Source organism: Vulcanococcus limneticus LL, assembly GCF_002252705.1.
Classification (GTDB): Bacteria; Cyanobacteriota; Cyanobacteriia; order PCC-6307; family Cyanobiaceae; genus Vulcanococcus; species Vulcanococcus limneticus.
Genome location: NZ_NQLA01000013.1, coordinates 15,306 through 29,185 on the forward strand (window position 1 = coordinate 15,306; position 13,880 = coordinate 29,185).

Annotated in this window: 14 protein-coding genes; 5 read left to right on the top strand and 9 right to left on the bottom strand. The window is 70.0% G+C overall.

Features of this window, described 5'->3' with window-relative positions; translation table 11 throughout:
• Positions 1 to 6 precede the first annotated feature (6 nt).
• Positions 7 to 1,824 (bottom strand): TolC family protein, encoded by a 1,818-nt coding sequence (locus CJZ98_RS07585; RefSeq protein ID WP_232756309.1) that lies wholly within the window; start codon positions 1,822 to 1,824, stop codon positions 7 to 9.
• A 182-nt stretch (positions 1,825 to 2,006) separates the two neighbouring features.
• Between CJZ98_RS07585 and CJZ98_RS07590 the strand changes: the two genes are divergently transcribed.
• Both CJZ98_RS07590 and CJZ98_RS07595 read left to right on the top strand, forming a co-directional pair.
• On the top strand, positions 2,007 to 3,335 hold the full coding sequence (locus CJZ98_RS07590; RefSeq protein WP_232756310.1) for an NHLP bacteriocin system secretion protein: 1,329 nt from the start codon (positions 2,007 to 2,009) through the stop codon (positions 3,333 to 3,335).
• Positions 3,336 to 3,340: 5 nt separating this feature from the next.
• Positions 3,341 to 3,529: a hypothetical protein gene (locus tag CJZ98_RS07595; RefSeq protein WP_094590003.1), complete on the top strand. Its 189-nt coding sequence runs from the start codon at positions 3,341 to 3,343 to the stop codon at positions 3,527 to 3,529.
• Here CJZ98_RS07595 and CJZ98_RS07600 read toward each other — a convergent pair.
• On the bottom strand, positions 3,490 to 4,617 hold the full coding sequence (locus CJZ98_RS07600; RefSeq protein ID WP_094590005.1) for an FUSC family protein: 1,128 nt from the start codon (positions 4,615 to 4,617) through the stop codon (positions 3,490 to 3,492). The genes CJZ98_RS07595 and CJZ98_RS07600 overlap by 40 nt on opposite strands.
• On the bottom strand, positions 4,611 to 5,696 hold the full coding sequence (locus CJZ98_RS07605; RefSeq protein WP_094590007.1) for an FUSC family protein: 1,086 nt from the start codon (positions 5,694 to 5,696) through the stop codon (positions 4,611 to 4,613). The genes CJZ98_RS07600 and CJZ98_RS07605 overlap by 7 nt, the downstream gene beginning before the upstream one ends.
• A 78-nt stretch (positions 5,697 to 5,774) precedes the next feature.
• On the opposite strand from CJZ98_RS07605, the gene CJZ98_RS07610 reads away from it, so the two are divergent.
• Both CJZ98_RS07610 and CJZ98_RS07615 read left to right on the top strand, forming a co-directional pair.
• On the top strand, positions 5,775 to 6,392 hold the full coding sequence (locus CJZ98_RS07610; RefSeq protein WP_232756311.1) for an MgtC/SapB family protein: 618 nt from the start codon (positions 5,775 to 5,777) through the stop codon (positions 6,390 to 6,392).
• A gap of 8 nt (positions 6,393 to 6,400) precedes the next feature.
• The gene (locus CJZ98_RS07615) at positions 6,401 to 6,673 is read left to right on the top strand and encodes a DUF6737 family protein (RefSeq protein WP_094590011.1); all 273 of its coding nucleotides are present in this window, start codon (positions 6,401 to 6,403) and stop codon (positions 6,671 to 6,673) included.
• 43 nt (positions 6,674 to 6,716) lie between these two features.
• Here the strand turns inward: CJZ98_RS07615 and CJZ98_RS07620 are convergent, their stop codons facing one another.
• From CJZ98_RS07620 to CJZ98_RS07635, 4 genes are all read right to left on the bottom strand, one after another.
• The gene (locus tag CJZ98_RS07620) at positions 6,717 to 7,628 is read right to left on the bottom strand and encodes an LCP family protein (RefSeq protein WP_094590079.1); all 912 of its coding nucleotides are present in this window, start codon (positions 7,626 to 7,628) and stop codon (positions 6,717 to 6,719) included.
• A gap of 146 nt (positions 7,629 to 7,774) precedes the next feature.
• Entirely contained in the window at positions 7,775 to 8,080 is a 306-nt protein-coding gene (locus tag CJZ98_RS07625; protein WP_094590013.1) for a hypothetical protein, read from the bottom strand.
• A gap of 120 nt (positions 8,081 to 8,200) precedes the next feature.
• Positions 8,201 to 10,015, bottom strand: coding sequence for an ABC transporter ATP-binding protein (locus CJZ98_RS07630; protein ID WP_094590015.1), 1,815 nt, complete (start codon positions 10,013 to 10,015; stop codon positions 8,201 to 8,203).
• A gap of 155 nt (positions 10,016 to 10,170) precedes the next feature.
• The gene (locus CJZ98_RS07635; protein WP_094590017.1) at positions 10,171 to 10,590 is read right to left on the bottom strand and encodes an RNA recognition motif domain-containing protein; all 420 of its coding nucleotides are present in this window, start codon (positions 10,588 to 10,590) and stop codon (positions 10,171 to 10,173) included.
• Positions 10,591 to 10,849: 259 nt separating this feature from the next.
• Between CJZ98_RS07635 and CJZ98_RS07640 the strand changes: the two genes are divergently transcribed.
• On the top strand, positions 10,850 to 11,050 hold the full coding sequence (locus CJZ98_RS07640) for a hypothetical protein (protein WP_094590019.1): 201 nt from the start codon (positions 10,850 to 10,852) through the stop codon (positions 11,048 to 11,050).
• A gap of 143 nt (positions 11,051 to 11,193) precedes the next feature.
• Here CJZ98_RS07640 and CJZ98_RS07645 read toward each other — a convergent pair whose 3' ends face one another.
• On the bottom strand, positions 11,194 to 13,173 hold the full coding sequence (locus tag CJZ98_RS07645; protein ID WP_390625503.1) for a DEAD/DEAH box helicase: 1,980 nt from the start codon (positions 13,171 to 13,173) through the stop codon (positions 11,194 to 11,196).
• 206 nt (positions 13,174 to 13,379) lie between these two features.
• Positions 13,380 to 13,769, bottom strand: coding sequence for a phosphomannose isomerase type II C-terminal cupin domain (locus CJZ98_RS07650; RefSeq protein WP_094590021.1), 390 nt, complete (start codon positions 13,767 to 13,769; stop codon positions 13,380 to 13,382).
• Positions 13,770 to 13,880 lie beyond the last annotated feature (111 nt).

The window sequence follows — 13,880 nt, forward strand, 5'->3', positions numbered from 1 at the left end:
GCGGCTTCAGCGGCGGCTTTGCCCAGGTCCCGGTGCTGGCGCCCCTGCTGGCGGAGTGCCTGGCTGATCCTGGCGGCCAGGCCCTGGACTCCCTGCAGCGGCTTGGGCTGCTGCCCCAGGCGGCAGGTTGAGCTGGGGTGTGAGTGGTGCCTGCGGATCCAGGGGCATCGGCAGCAGCTCCCGCAGCAGCCGCGCGTAGCTGATGTTCACGCCCACGGTGGCGTTGAGCCGTTGCACCAGGCTGGCGATGAGCCGTTCCTGGGTATTGGAGAGATCCAGTTCACTGGAGAGGCCGGTGCGGTAGCGCAGGGTCACGTCGCGGAAGGCCTCAAGGGCGGCGGCGACACCCCAGCGGGCCGCCGAGAGTTTTGCCAGGCTGGCCTCGTGGCTGAAGAAGGCCTGCTCCAGCCTCAGCCGGATGGCATCCCGCTGGGCGGCGTATTGCTGACTGGTGGCGGCCTCGCGGCGGGCCAGGGCGCGTGCCTGGCCGGCGCTGCTGCCGGCGTCGAACAGCAGCCACTGCAGGCTCAGCCCCACCGACCACTCGCCGCCGCTGCTGTTCTGCACCGGGATCACCGTGCTGCCGCAGCAGCCGCCGTTGCTGGCGCTGACGTTCGAGCTGTTGGCGTTGCTGCCGTAGACGCCGCCATTGGCGAACAGCGACAGCCTGGGCAGCAGCGCAGCCGCCGTGGCATCCCGCTGCCGGGCCAGGGCCTCACGGGTGGCGAGGATCGCCTCCAGTTCGGGGTTGCCGCGGTAGGCGCCCAGCAGGCTCTCCTCCAGGTTGAGGGGCCACCGGGGCATCGGCGTGATCGGATCGCCGGCGCTGGGCGTCAGGCCCGGTGGAAGGTTCAGCAACACCGCCAGCTGGCGACGGGCGACGGCCCGATCCGCCAGGGCCTGGATCAGGGTCTCCTGGTTGGCCGCTTCGATGGCGCGTCGCCGCAGCACATCGAGGCGCGGCACCAGGCCGGCCTGCTTGAGATCCAGGGCATCCCGCAGGATCAGCAGGTCGTTGCGCACGGCGGCGTCCTGGATGCGCACGGTCTGATCCGCCTGCTGCAGCTGGTAGTAGGCCTCACTCACCTGCAGCTGCAGCAGGCGAAGCTGGTTGGCGTAGCTGTGCCGCTCCCGCTGCAACCGTGCCCGGGCCGCCTGCACCGTGGGGGTGCGGGCGAAGTCGATCAGGGCATAGTCGAGCTGCAGACCCGCTGTGCCACCGCTGGTGGTGGTGGTGAGGGAGGCGGAACCGCCGCTGGGAACGTAGAAGGCGCCGGCCGTCGCCTGGCCGTTGGCGCCCAGCAGCCCCGTGGCCGAAAACTGGGGTCCCAGGCCCAGCCGGCCATTGCCCACCGGCGCGTTGGCGTAGAGGCTGCTCTGGCCGCTGCTGCCATTGGCGAAGGCACTGATGCGCGGCCAGTAGCTGCCCAGCTGGGCCTGCAGCTCCGCCAGGGCCGCTGCCACCAGCTCCCGCTGGGCCTGCAGGGTGGCGCTGTTGGCGAAGGCGATCGCCAGGGCCTGCTCCAGGCTCAGGCTCTGGACGCCCCCTGTCTGCAGGCTGGAGGCGGTCGGCAGGCTCAGGGGCGGGACCGGTGTGGCGGCAGGCCGCATCAGCGCACCCGTGGCGGGGCGGTTGGGTTGGAGCAGGGCCTCCGGCAGGGGCTGGCTCGGGGTGAGCCCACCGGCGCTGCGGTTGGCGCCCGGCTCGGGGTCGGGTGGGATCAGGGCATCGAGGGCCCGCAGCTGCTGATCCAGCTCCCGCCAGCTGCGCTCCAACAGCGCGGTGCCCGGGCTCTGGGCCTGGCTGGGGGCGGGCAGGGCCATCAGCGCGGTGAGAACGCCTGCGAGGGCGCCCCGCCAGCTCCCATGCGGTGCAGCCGTGCCCATCTGCCCAGGTTCCGCCAGCGGCGCCCAGTTTGCTCGATCGATCTGAGCCGTTTGAACTCCTGGCGCTGCCCTCTGCCGGCCTTGCTTCAATCGGGTCAGCCTGCCCCAAGCTGGGCGCCATGGTGCCGTCTCCACCTCCCCCCGAATCCGCGTGGCCCCAGCGCTTGCATGGCCGCTGGCGGGGGCTCGGCGAGCACGGCCAGGTGGGGGTCTGCCTGGCCGGCATGGGCGGGGCCCTGCTGCTCTGGGGGCTGTTCTGGCCAGTCCCCACCGAGGTGATGGGCCATGGGGTGCTCCTCTACCCCAACGACGCCGGCATCCTCGATGCCCGCGCCGGTGGCCAGGTGCGGCGCCTCCACGTCCAGGTGGGCGAAGCGGTGCGCCGGGGGCAGGTGCTGATGGAGCTCTATCTCCCCGTGCTGGAGCGGCAGCTGCAGCAGCAGAAGGGCAACCTGGCCCAGCTGGAGCGCATCAACCGCGATCTCGATCGTCGTGATCGGCTGCGGCTCACCAGCGAGCAGCTGAGCGTGGACACCGCCCTGGCCAAGCTGCAGGGCGACCGCCGTCGCTATCAGCGCCTGAAGACCACCTATGCCGACAAGCTCAGCAGCCTGGAGTGGCTGGCCAAGCGCGAGGTGGTGGCTCCGCTCTCCAACGCCGTGGTGGCGGCGGAGCAGGGCTTCACGAGCACGGGCGTCGATCTCGACCAGGTCGCAATCGACGAGAAGACGGTGCTCACCAACTACCAGAAGGTGAAGCTCCAGATCGAGAGCGAGGCCCAGCAGCGGCGCTATGAGATCGACGATCTCAAGCGCCAGATCCGGGTCACCGAAGCCAGGATCGCCTACGACGGCCAGGTCGAGGCCGAACGGGACGGCACCGTGCTCGACCTGCAGGTGATTCCCGGTCAGACCGTGGGCACCGGGCAACGGCTGGGCACCATCGGCCGCCCCATCGCGCCCGGTGCCAAGCAGCCTCCGCTGATGGCGGTGGCCTACTTCGATCCCGCCGATGCCCGGCGCCTGCCCCTGGGGCTGCCGGTGGAGGTGGTCCCGATGTGGAACCAGCGGGGGCGCTTCGGGGGCATCGTGGGCACGGTGAGCCGGGTCCTGACCCTGCCTGCCACCGAGGACGACATCTCGACGACGATCGGCAACCCGCAGCTGGCCCGGGAACTCAGCAAGGGTGGGCCGGTGATGCGCGCCGATATACGCCTCCTTCGCGACCCCCGCAGCACCGATGGCTACCGCTGGACACTCTCCGGTGGCAGTGGGGTCTTCCCGGTGCGCGAAGGACTCACCGTGAGTAGCCATGCCTATGTGGAATGGCGGAGTCCGATCAGCTATGTGATTCCGGGCCTGCGCTCCCTCACTGGCGGGTACCGCAGCCTGAGAATCGACAGCCTCTGGAACAGGCCGTTCCTGCGCCAGCCCGGCGCCCTGCCCTGATTGCCATGGCCTTTCCCCGCCCGAGGTTCCGAAACCCGCTGTTGCGTCAGGAGTTGCCTTGGCTGGTCAGTGAGCTGGTGTTGCTGATCGTGCTCTGCAATGCCAACCCACCGGAGCTCTGGTTCTGGCTGGTGGTGCTGCTTGTGCTGCTGGGCTACCGGATTGAGCGCTGGCTGGCCTCCCGGCCCGACTGAAGCTCTGGCCAGCCCTGCTCCAGGCGGGCCACGCTGGCGAGGGCCTGGCGGCACAGCATCAGACGGGTGGCGATGCGCTCCAGCTGCGGTAGCTCGAGTTCACCCGGATCCCCAGCGGTGGCGAGGGCCGGGGCCAGCAGCCAGCTCTCCACGGCCAACCAGCTGGCTGGGGGATCCAGAGGCTGGCGCTGTGCGCTGCGTCCTGCTGAGGCCGAACGGCCCGCACCGCTCCTGGTCAGAGCCCCAGCCCAGTGGCGCAACCGCAAGGCGAGCCAGGCCAGCAGCTCGGCTTCACCCCGGTGCAGGTGCTCCAGAGTGGCTTGCCCCTGCCGTGACGGTTCGGTGGCTGCTGGCGCCTGGCGCCCCAGGCCATCGACCACGCCGATCAGGCGGGAGCAGGCCACGTCGAGCCGTTGCAGGTGCCTGTAGCTGGGGTGGTGCTGGGGATTGCTGCCAAGTTCCGCGGCCACCGTCTGCATCTGCCGCCGCAGCCCTACCAGCTGGCTGCGCAGGCCGGCACTGGAGGGTGGCGGTGCCGCCCTCCGATCCGACCCTGTCGGCCCCACCGATTCGGCCCGCTGCTCCAGCTGGTTCGCCAGGGCCAGCACCAGTGTGGCGAAGTCGCGGTGGGCGGCATCCAGGGCCCGGGCCGGCCAGAACAGGCGCAGGCTCAGCAGGGCCCAGAGGATGCCGAGGGCGGTCCAGAACAGGCGCAGGGGAACCCAGGTGCCGAGCTGGCTGTCGTGCACCACCCAGCCCATCACCAGCACGATGCCGCCCACCTTGTAGCCCACCTGCAGCCCCAGGGCTCCGCCCAGCAGCCGCAGCCCACCCAGGGCGATGGCGATCCCCAGCGGCAGCGGCAGGCTGCCCAGTCCAGCCGAGGCCACCAGCAGCACGGCCGCCCCCAGCACCGATCCCAGCAGCCGCTGGCGCCCCAGGGCCAGGGAGCCGCCGTAGGAGCCGGTGCAGACCGCCAGCACCGCCAGGGGCATGTAGTAGCCGTAGGGAAGGCCCCCCAGCTGGCTGAAGGCGTTGGCCAGGCCAGCGGTGAGGGCCAGCCGCAGCTCGGAGCGCGTGATCAGCACAGCGCCTCCCGGGGGCCGCCAGCTGCTCCGGTTGTCCGAATCCCAGATCCCGCCCGTGGGGCGACGTTGGTGGCGCGGCGCAGCAGGGCCAGGCTGCTCAGGCTCGCCTGCAGGGGGTATTGCTCCTCCGCCAGGGCCAGCAGCGGCAGCAGCGGCAGACCCGCGGCGGCGGCCAGCGCCTGCCAGGTGCCTGGGCGGCGCTCCGGCCCGATGGGGGGGCCCCCTTCCAGCAGGTCGGCCATGGCCGCGATGCTGGCCTGCAGGGGGCCGGCGACGCGACCGGCGATCGGTTGATCGGCGATGCGGCCGGGGATCGTTGGATCGGCGATTGGGCTGCCGGGAAGCTCCAGCCCGCCCAGCTGCCGTTCCCATTGGATCCAGTGGTGATGGACTGCCTGCCAGAGCAGCAGGCGCTGGGGCCAGCGGCCACCTGCCAGGCCCCGGCGGTGGGGGCCGCGCCGCTCCTGCTGCACCAGCTGCTCCATCCGCAGCAGGGCTTCGCTGAGGGGGGACACGGCCAGGGGCTGGGGGCGCCCCGCCTCACCCCGCAGCCAGCGGTCGTAATGGCCCAGCTGCCCGGCCAGGGACGCGCGCAGCTGCTCCTCCAGCTGCTGCAGCTGGTGCAGGCCGTTGCGGGGCCAGAACAGAAGCCCCACACCGATGGCGATCAGGCAGCCCACGGCCGTGTCCAGGCTGCGGTCCAGCACGTAGGTCCAGTCGAGGGCGGCGTAGTGGGCGACGCTCAGGAACATCACGCTCACCAGGGTGGCGGTGCCGGCGGAGGCCTGCCAGCCGCAGCAGCGCAGCAGCGGCAGCAGGATCAGCAGCGACACCAGCACCCCGATCCAGCCGTCGAGGACCGTGTGCACCACAAAGGTGACCAGGCCCCCCGTCAGGGTGCCCAGGATGCGGCCGCTGGCGGATCGCAGGGTCTGGTCGTCGTTGTCGTCGACCACCACCACCACCGCCAGCAGCGGATACCAGAGGAAGGCGATGCGCTCCCACCACATCGCCACCGCGGCCGTGAGCAGGGCGGCAACCGCCAGCTTGAGGCTGTGGCGCAGCAGCTGGGGATCCACCGATGGCCACGGCCCGAAGGTGCCCGGAGCCTATGGCGCCCGCCGGCTTGCCGCCCTAACCATGGGAGCATGCCGGTCATGCAGCTCACCCCGGACCTTGAAGCCCTGCTGCGCATGGGCTTGGCCGTGCTTTGCGGTCTGGCCGTGGGCTTCAACCGCGCCCGCCACACCCAGGCGCCCCATCCCAACCGGGTGCGGGTGCACGTGCTGGTGGGGCTGAGCGCCTGCCTGATGGTGCTGGCGGCGGCGGGCCTGGATGGTGATCCCCAGGCCCGCAGCCGCGCGATCCAGGGGGTGGCCACTGGCGTGGGCTTCCTCGGCGCCGGCGAGATTCTGGTGGACCGGGGTACGCGCAAGCGCGGCACGCCCCAGGTCCATGGGCTCACCAGTGCCGCCTCGATCTGGTTCACCGCCTCCCTGGGCGTCACCGTGGCGGCCTCCACGCCTGTGCTGGCGCTGGCGGCCCTGGGCCTGGCCCTGATCACCCTCTCCAGCAGCGAAAACGGCCACGGCGAGGGCCCCATCGCCGCGCCCAAGGTCGCAGCTCACGCCGATGCCGCCCCCAGTGATCACCGCGCCCATCACCACGGCGTCCATGGGGCTGGGGCAGATGGGGGGGCTGGCCGGGAGCGCCGCGCCGCTGGCGATCGGCGCGCGGGCGAGCGCCGCCGCGGCGCGGACAGACCCGATGGCTGAGTGACGCAATGGCTGACGAGGCAACGGCCCCCGACTCCCTCTGGCAGCACAAGCCCTGGTGGTGTCAGCCCTGGTCGATCCTGCTGAGCGGAGTGGCGGTGGTCACCGGCAGCTGGTTCCTGCTGGGGCGCTGGTGGATCACCGTGCCCCTGGCGGCGGGGGTGCTGCTGTGGTGGTGGCTGTTCCTGGTGCTGGTGCCCGCGGCCTACAGGGCCGAAGTGGCTGACCTGGCGGTACGGCCAGGCACGGGCGAGCAGCCGGCGATTGCCGAGAAGCCCTGAGATTGCCGAACACCCGGGGCTGCTGAGTCGCTACCCCCCAGGATCAGAACAGGAAGCGGTAGCGGTCGCTGGTGGCCCCGGCGGCGGCCCCGGCCGCGCCTGCTGCGGCCTGGGCGGGCCACTCGGCCTCCCAGTAGCTGATGCCGTCACGCTCGAAGGGGCGGCCGCCGAGGCGCTCCGCATCGAGCTTGGTGCCACCCATGGCGGTGATCAGACCGCCCAGTTCCATGGGGCCCAGGTCGGTCTTGAGGTCCTTGCCGGCGGCCGACAGCAGGGCAGGCAGCCTCACCAGGTTCTCGGGGGTGGTGATCTTCTGGAACAGGGCCTTGAGCAGCAGCTTCTGGCGGTCGAGCCGGCCGATGTCGCCCATCTCGTCGTGCCGGAAGCGCAGGAAGCCCTCCAGATCGCGGCCCTTGAGGGTCTGGAGACCGGGCTGGAGATCGATGTAGAGCCCCTGGGTGTTATCGGTGTAGTACATCCGCTTGGGCACGGTCACCTCCAGGCCGCCGAGGGCATCGCCCAGGCGCCGGATCACCGACAGGTTCACCAGGATGTGGTGGTCGATCGGTCGGCCCAGGTGGCGGGAGAGCTCGCCCTTCACGGCCTCCGGTCCGCCCATGGCGTAGAGGGCATTGGCCTTGAGCGGCCCGAAGCTGCTGGAGTCGATGTAGGTGTCCCGCGGCACCTGGGTCAGGTGAGTGACCCCGTCCTTGACCCGCAGGGTGTACATCACGTCGGTGTTGCCGCCGCCCACATCGGTGCCCAGGATCACCACCTCCTGATCCCCCAGGCCGGCCCAGGCGCTGAAGGGGTTGATCAGGGCCTTGGTCTGCTCCTGCAGCTGGCCCTGGAGCAGCTCGGTGAGGGGGGCCGCCAGCAGCAGTCCGCCCCCCAGGCCAATCGCAGCCGCGAGCAGCACCGGAGTGCGGCCATCGCGGCGGGGAGCCTGGGACATCTTCAGGGCGGGACTCTTCATTCTCAAAACTTATTTCATGCCTCTTGACCCGCTGCATTCTGCGACCTAGCAGGCGGTCAGTTTCTGGGCTGGCCGGTGCTGGGCGAACCTGGTCCGCAGCGGACCCTCGGATCGCCGAGCCCGGTTCACGACCGACTGGCGGCCAGGGCATGGAGGCCCATGCGGATGTGGGCGCCGAGGGCACCCAGGGCCATCAGCTGCTGGGTGGTGCGGTTGGCCTGGAGCTCGCCGCTGTCCTGGTCCAGCTGGTCGAGCACGGTGCGGCCGATGCGCGCATAGGCCTCCAGGAGCCGCTCCAGCTGGGCCAGCTGCCCTTCGCTGGCTTCACCCGCTGTGGACCCATCGGCCGCGGCGTTCTCCAGCAGGCTGCTGAGCTGGCGGAAGCTGATGGCCTCGGGGACGGCCTGGGGGCCGGGAAAGGACCCTTCCATCACGGCTGGGGAACAACACGATGGATTGAGCCTATGGAGGGCTGATGGTGGGCAGAAGCCCTGCGCTGGTAGGGATCTCCCGACCCGGGGGTACGGTCTGGCCCGGTGGCGCCGCAGGCCTCAGAGGCTGAGGGCCTCGCCGTCGCGCAGACCAGCCTGCACCCTCCAGAGGTTGGCGTAGGCCCCGCCGGCCCCGATCAGTTGTTCGTGTCGCCCGCTCTCGACGATGCGGCCGTGGTCCATCACCACGATCCGATCGGCGTGGCGCACGGTGGAGAGGCGGTGGGCGATCACCAGGGTGGTGCGGTGCCGGGTGATGGTGTCGAGGGAGCGCTGGATCGCCGCCTCGGTCTCGTTGTCCACGGCGGCGGTGGCCTCATCGAGGATCAGTACCGGCGGGTCCTTGAGGATGGCCCGGGCCAGGGCGATGCGCTGGCGCTGACCGCCCGAGAGCCGCTGGCCCCGCTCCCCCACCACCGTGTCGTAGCCGTGGGGCAGGGCCTCGATGAAGCGTGACGCCTCCGCCAGCTGGGCCGCCCGGGCGATCGCCTCGCGGGAGGCGTCAAAGCTGCCGTAGGCGATGTTCTCGGCCACCGTGCCATGGAACAGGAACACCTCCTGGCTCACCAGGCCGATGGCGCGGCGCAGGTCGCCCAGTTCCAGCTCCTGGATCGGCAGGCCGTCGAGGCGGATCTCGCCGCGCTGCACGTCGTACAGCCGCAGCAGCAGCTTCACGATGGTGCTCTTGCCCGAGCCGGTGGCGCCCACGATCCCCACGGTGCTGCCGGCCGGCACCCGCAGGTTGAAGTCCTCCAGCAGCGGTTCCCGGCCGGCGTAGCCGAAGCCCACCCCGGCAAACTCCAGCTCCCCCCGCACAGCGGTCAGGGGCAGGGGACGATGGCCATCGGGGATGGCGATCGGCGTCTCCAGCAGATCCAGGACCCGCTGGGTGGAGGCCATGCCCCGCTGGTAGTCGTCGAGGGTGCGGCCCAGGGTGGTCAGGGGCCAGAGCAGCCGTTGGGTGATGAACACCAGAAACGAATAGGTGCCCACGGCGATGGCCCCCTGCCAGGCCTGCAGCCCACCGATCACCAGGATCGCCAGGAAGGCGAACAGCACCGCGAAGCGGATCAGGGGAATGAAGGCCGCCGAGAGGCGGATGGCGCGGCGGTTGCTGCTGCGGTAGGCGTCGCTCTCGATTCGGAGCCGTTCCCACTCCCACGCCTCGGCGGCGTAGCTCTTGATCGTGAGCATGCCGCCGAGGTTGTTGCTGAGGCGGCTGGCCAGGTCTCCGGCCTTTTCGCGCACCTCGCGGTAGCGGGGCTGCAGGCGTTTCTGGAAGCTGAGCGACCCCCACAGGATCACCGGGATCGGCAGGAACGACACCCCCGCCACCATGGGCGACAGCCACAGCATCGCCCCCCCGATCGCCAGCACGGTGGTGATCAGCTGCAGCAGCTCGTTGGCGCCGTGGTCGAGGAAGCGCTCGAGCTGGTTGATGTCGTCATTGAGGATCGCCATCAACCGGCCGCTGCTGCTGGCCTCGAAGAAGCCCATCTCCAGTTTCTGGAGGTGGTCGTAGGCCTCCAGCCGCAGCTCGTGCTGCACGGTCTGGGCCAGGTTGCGCCAGAGCAGGGCGTAGAGGTATTCGAACAGCGACTCGGCGCTCCAGATCAGGAAGGAGAGCACCGCCAGCACCCCCAGCTGGCTCGGCACCGACACGAAGCCGAAGGCGGCCAGCCAGGAGGTGTTCTGCTTCACCACCACGTCCACCGCCAGGCCGATCAGCACCGGCGGCGCCAGATCGAACAGCTTGTTGAGCACCGAGCAGCTGCAGGCCAGCCACACCAGGCGGCGGTGGGGCCGCAGGTTGGTCAGCAGCCGCCGCAGGGCCGGGGGCTGGGGGCGGGGCGGGCCGGCGAGGGCTGGGGCCATGGGAACGGCGGCCTGGGGCCGGCGGATTAGGCGCCATTTAAAGGGCTGGGCTGGGAGGAACCGCGTAGCCGGAGGCCATTCAGATTGCACCCCCCAAAAGAAACCCCCGGACTCGCCTTGGCGCGTCCGGGGGGAGGGATGTCAACGGGGGATGCTCACCAGCGGTTGCCGCCGCCGCCGTAGCCGCCAGCATCGCCACCGCCGTAGCCGCCACCGCCGCCGCCGCCATAGCCGCCGCGACCGCCGCCACCACCGCCATAGCCACCGCCGCGGTTGCCACCGCCGCCGCCGCCGTAACCACCGCGGCCGCCGCCGCCGCCACCACCGCCACCTTCACGGGGGGTGGCCTTGTTGACGCGGATCATGCGGCCCATCCACTCCACGTTTTGGAGGTCGTCGATGGCCTTCTGCTCATCGGCGTCGTTGGCCATCTCCACGAAGGCGAAACCGCGCTTGCGCCCGGTCTCGCGGTCGAGGGGAAGGCTGCACTTGGAGACTTCGCCGTACTGGCTGAAGAGATCGAGCAGATCCTCCTGTTCGGCCTGGAACGAGAGGTTGCCTACGTAAATGGTCATTCCTTTAGCGGAACCTGGAACTGATTCGTGGATGCTGCGGTTCCGAGTGGAGCCTGAAAGCCTTGGAATCAGGGCCAAGCCTACAGGGTCAGCGCGGCGTCCAGCCAGTGGCCGCAGGCCGTTCGGGGCCTGGTGCGCCCGCAGGGGAAGCTCCATGTAACGAGGCTTGAAGCAGAAGCGAAGCGAAGCGGAAGGAAGCCCCGCTCGCCCGACTACTGTCCCATTGTCAGAGAATCCTCACCCGTTACCGAGTCCTGCGATGACGGCACCCGTTCCCTGGAGTCTGGCCTGGCGCGACGATGGTGAGCTCAATCACCAGGATCGCTTTGACCTCCTGCAGAGCCTGGTCGCCTGCGAAAGCGAGGCTGTTCAGGCCACGTTGATTGCGGCCGTTGAGCAGCTGAGCCTGGAGCAGGTCAGCGTGCTCTCCATCGGTGAAGTCACCGGCCTCTGCTCCTGAGCCTCGCTCTGGGGCCTGGAGGGGGTGGATCTCCAGGCCCGTCGCGGCCAGCCAGGCGGACAGCCGGGGCTCGCTCGGTTATGGCTTCCGGACAGGGACTGATCCCGCCGACGCCAGACCCCTGAGCCCCAGGGGACTGGGGCTCAGATCCGCACGCGGCTGATCTGCAGCTCCTTGTTCATCACCCGCAGGCGCTTGAGCGAGGTGAACACGTCCTCGGGCATGCCCTTGGGCAGATCCACCATGCTGTGGCTGTCGAAGATCTGGATGCGGCCGATGCTGCGACCATTCAGGCCGGCCTCATTGGCGATGGCGCCGACGATGTTGCCCGGCTTGACCCGGTCCTGCCAGCCCACCTCGATGCGGAAGCGCTCCATGTGACCTTCCGGCGGGCCGGCCTGCTCACGGGGGCCGCGGCGGGCGGCGCCAGCGTCGGCGGGGCCGGGGCGATCGCCGCGTTCCCGCTCACCCCGGCGGCTATCGCGGGCGCCGGGGAGCTGGCGCAGCCAGTTCTCATCGCCGTGGACCAGCAGGGGCTGCTCACCCACCGCCAGCTGCAGGGCGGCCAGGGCCAGCTGGTCGCCGCTGACACCCTGCTCCCGGGCGACGCGCTGCAGGATTTCGGAGAGCAGGGCCCGTTCTTCCGCCTTGGGGTCGCGGTTGGACTGCTGGCCAGGATCGGCCTCGACCAAGCTGGTGGCCAGGGTCTTGGTGAGCCGGTCCCGCAGGCGATCGAGGCGGTTCTGGTTGATGGTGGCGTTGCTGGGCACCTCCATCGGCTCGATCGGCCGGCCCACGGCCCGCTCCAGGCCGCCGAGGAAACGGCGCTCCCGCGGGGTGATGAACAGGATCGCGTCGCCGGTGCGGCCGGCCCTGCCGGTGCGGCCGATGCGATGCACGTAGGCCTCTGAATCGAAGGGGATGTCGTAGTTCACCACCAGGGTGATGCGATCCACATCCAGGCCGCGGGCGGCCACATCGGTGGCTACGAGGACATCGACACTGCCGCTCTTGAGCCGCTCGATCGTGCGTTCGCGCTGGTTCTGGGCTACGTCGCCGTTGAGCACGGCCACGTCGTAGCCCTTGGCCTCAAGGGATTCGGCCACAGTGACGGTGATCGCCTTGGTGCGGGCAAAGATGATCACCCCCTCCTTGGTTTCCGCCTCGAGCACGCGGCTGAGGGCCTCCAGCTTCTGGGGGCCGTTCACCGTGATGTAGCGCTGGCGGATGCGGCTCGAATCCGACCCCTTGGTCTTGATCGTGATCTCGGCCGGATCGTTCAGGTATTGATGGGAGATGCGGCGGATCTCGGCGGGCATGGTGGCCGAGAACAGCACCACCTGGCGCTTCTCGGGCAGCTGACCCAGCACCCATTCCACGTCGTCGATGAAGCCCATGCGCAGCATCTCGTCGGCTTCGTCGAGCACCAGGCTGCGCAGCCCGGACAGGTCGAGGGTGCCCTGGCGCATATGGTCCATCACCCGGCCGGGGGTGCCCACCACCACCTGCACGCCGCGCTTGAGTCGGGCGATCTGGTCGCGGAAATCGGCGCCGCCGTAGATGGGAAGCACCCGCAGGTGCGGCAGCTTGGCGGCGTAGCTGTTGAAGGACTCGGCCACCTGGATGGCCAGCTCACGGGTGGGGGTCAGCACCAGCACCTGGGGGGTGCGCTGGGCCGGATCGAGGGCGGCGAGCAGCGGCAGGGCGAAGGCCGCGGTCTTGCCGGTGCCGGTCTGGGCCTGGCCCACCAGGTCACGGCCCAGCATCAGCTCGGGGATGGCGGCCTTCTGGATCGGCGAGGGCTCCTGGTAGCCAATGGCCGCCAGGGCTTCGAGCAGTTCGGGGCCGAAGCCGAAGCCGGAGAAGCCACTGGCTGGGGCTGGGGTGGCGCTGGCGTCGATGTCCTCGCTGAGGACGGCGCTGGCTGTGGTCTCCAGCACATCGCTGTCGCTGCTGGTCACGACGGACTGGCTCACCGTGGCGCTGGTCACCACGGTGGTTTCGATCTGGTCGCGGAGGATGACGCCCTGGTCCGAGAGCGTTTCGGAGAGCTGTTCGGATACGTGTTCCGACACGCTGAGATCCACAGAGCAGCTGAAGCTCTCGACGGAGGTATGGGTCACTGGTTAGGTCTGGGCCTGTTGATTCCTTCGTCGCAGGCCGGCAGACACCCGTGGATCACTGCGAGCACCGAGGTGAGCCGTTGCGTGGATCCATGGCCTGGGTGCCGATGAATCTGCGGACGGCTGGTGCGGTCGCGGATCAGAAAACTGCCTTGCCCTTCACAAAGGGTGAAAGACAACCTTAACACCTGGCCCGAAGCACCCCATCAGGCCCGGTTGTAGTCGTCGGCGAAGCGCTCGATGTCGTCCTCGCGCAGATCGGCTCCCCGCTGCACCTCCACGATCACCAGGTCGCTGGCGCCGGCCGTGGCGCGGTGGATGGCGCCGCAGGGCACCATCAACACGGTGCCGGGGCTCGCCTCATGCTGCTGGCCATCGCACTCGAGCAGGCCCGAACCGGCCACCACCACCCAGTGCTCGCTGCGGTGGTGGTGACGCTGCAGGCTGATGCGGGCGCCGGCCTGGATCCAGAGCCGTTTGACCCGATAGCCCTCACCGCCGCCCAGGCCCTCAAACCAACCCCAGGGCCGCAAGACCCGCTCGCCGCTCTCCTGAGGAGCTGAAGGATCGGCCGAAGGATTGCTGGGCTCACACATGGAGCGGTGTCGGACAGGCCCGGCAGTGCCTGGACCTTAGGCAGGCTGCACCATCTTCAGACCGGCCCAACCCGGCGGACGCCGCCCCACTGCTGCGCGATGGGGTGCCCT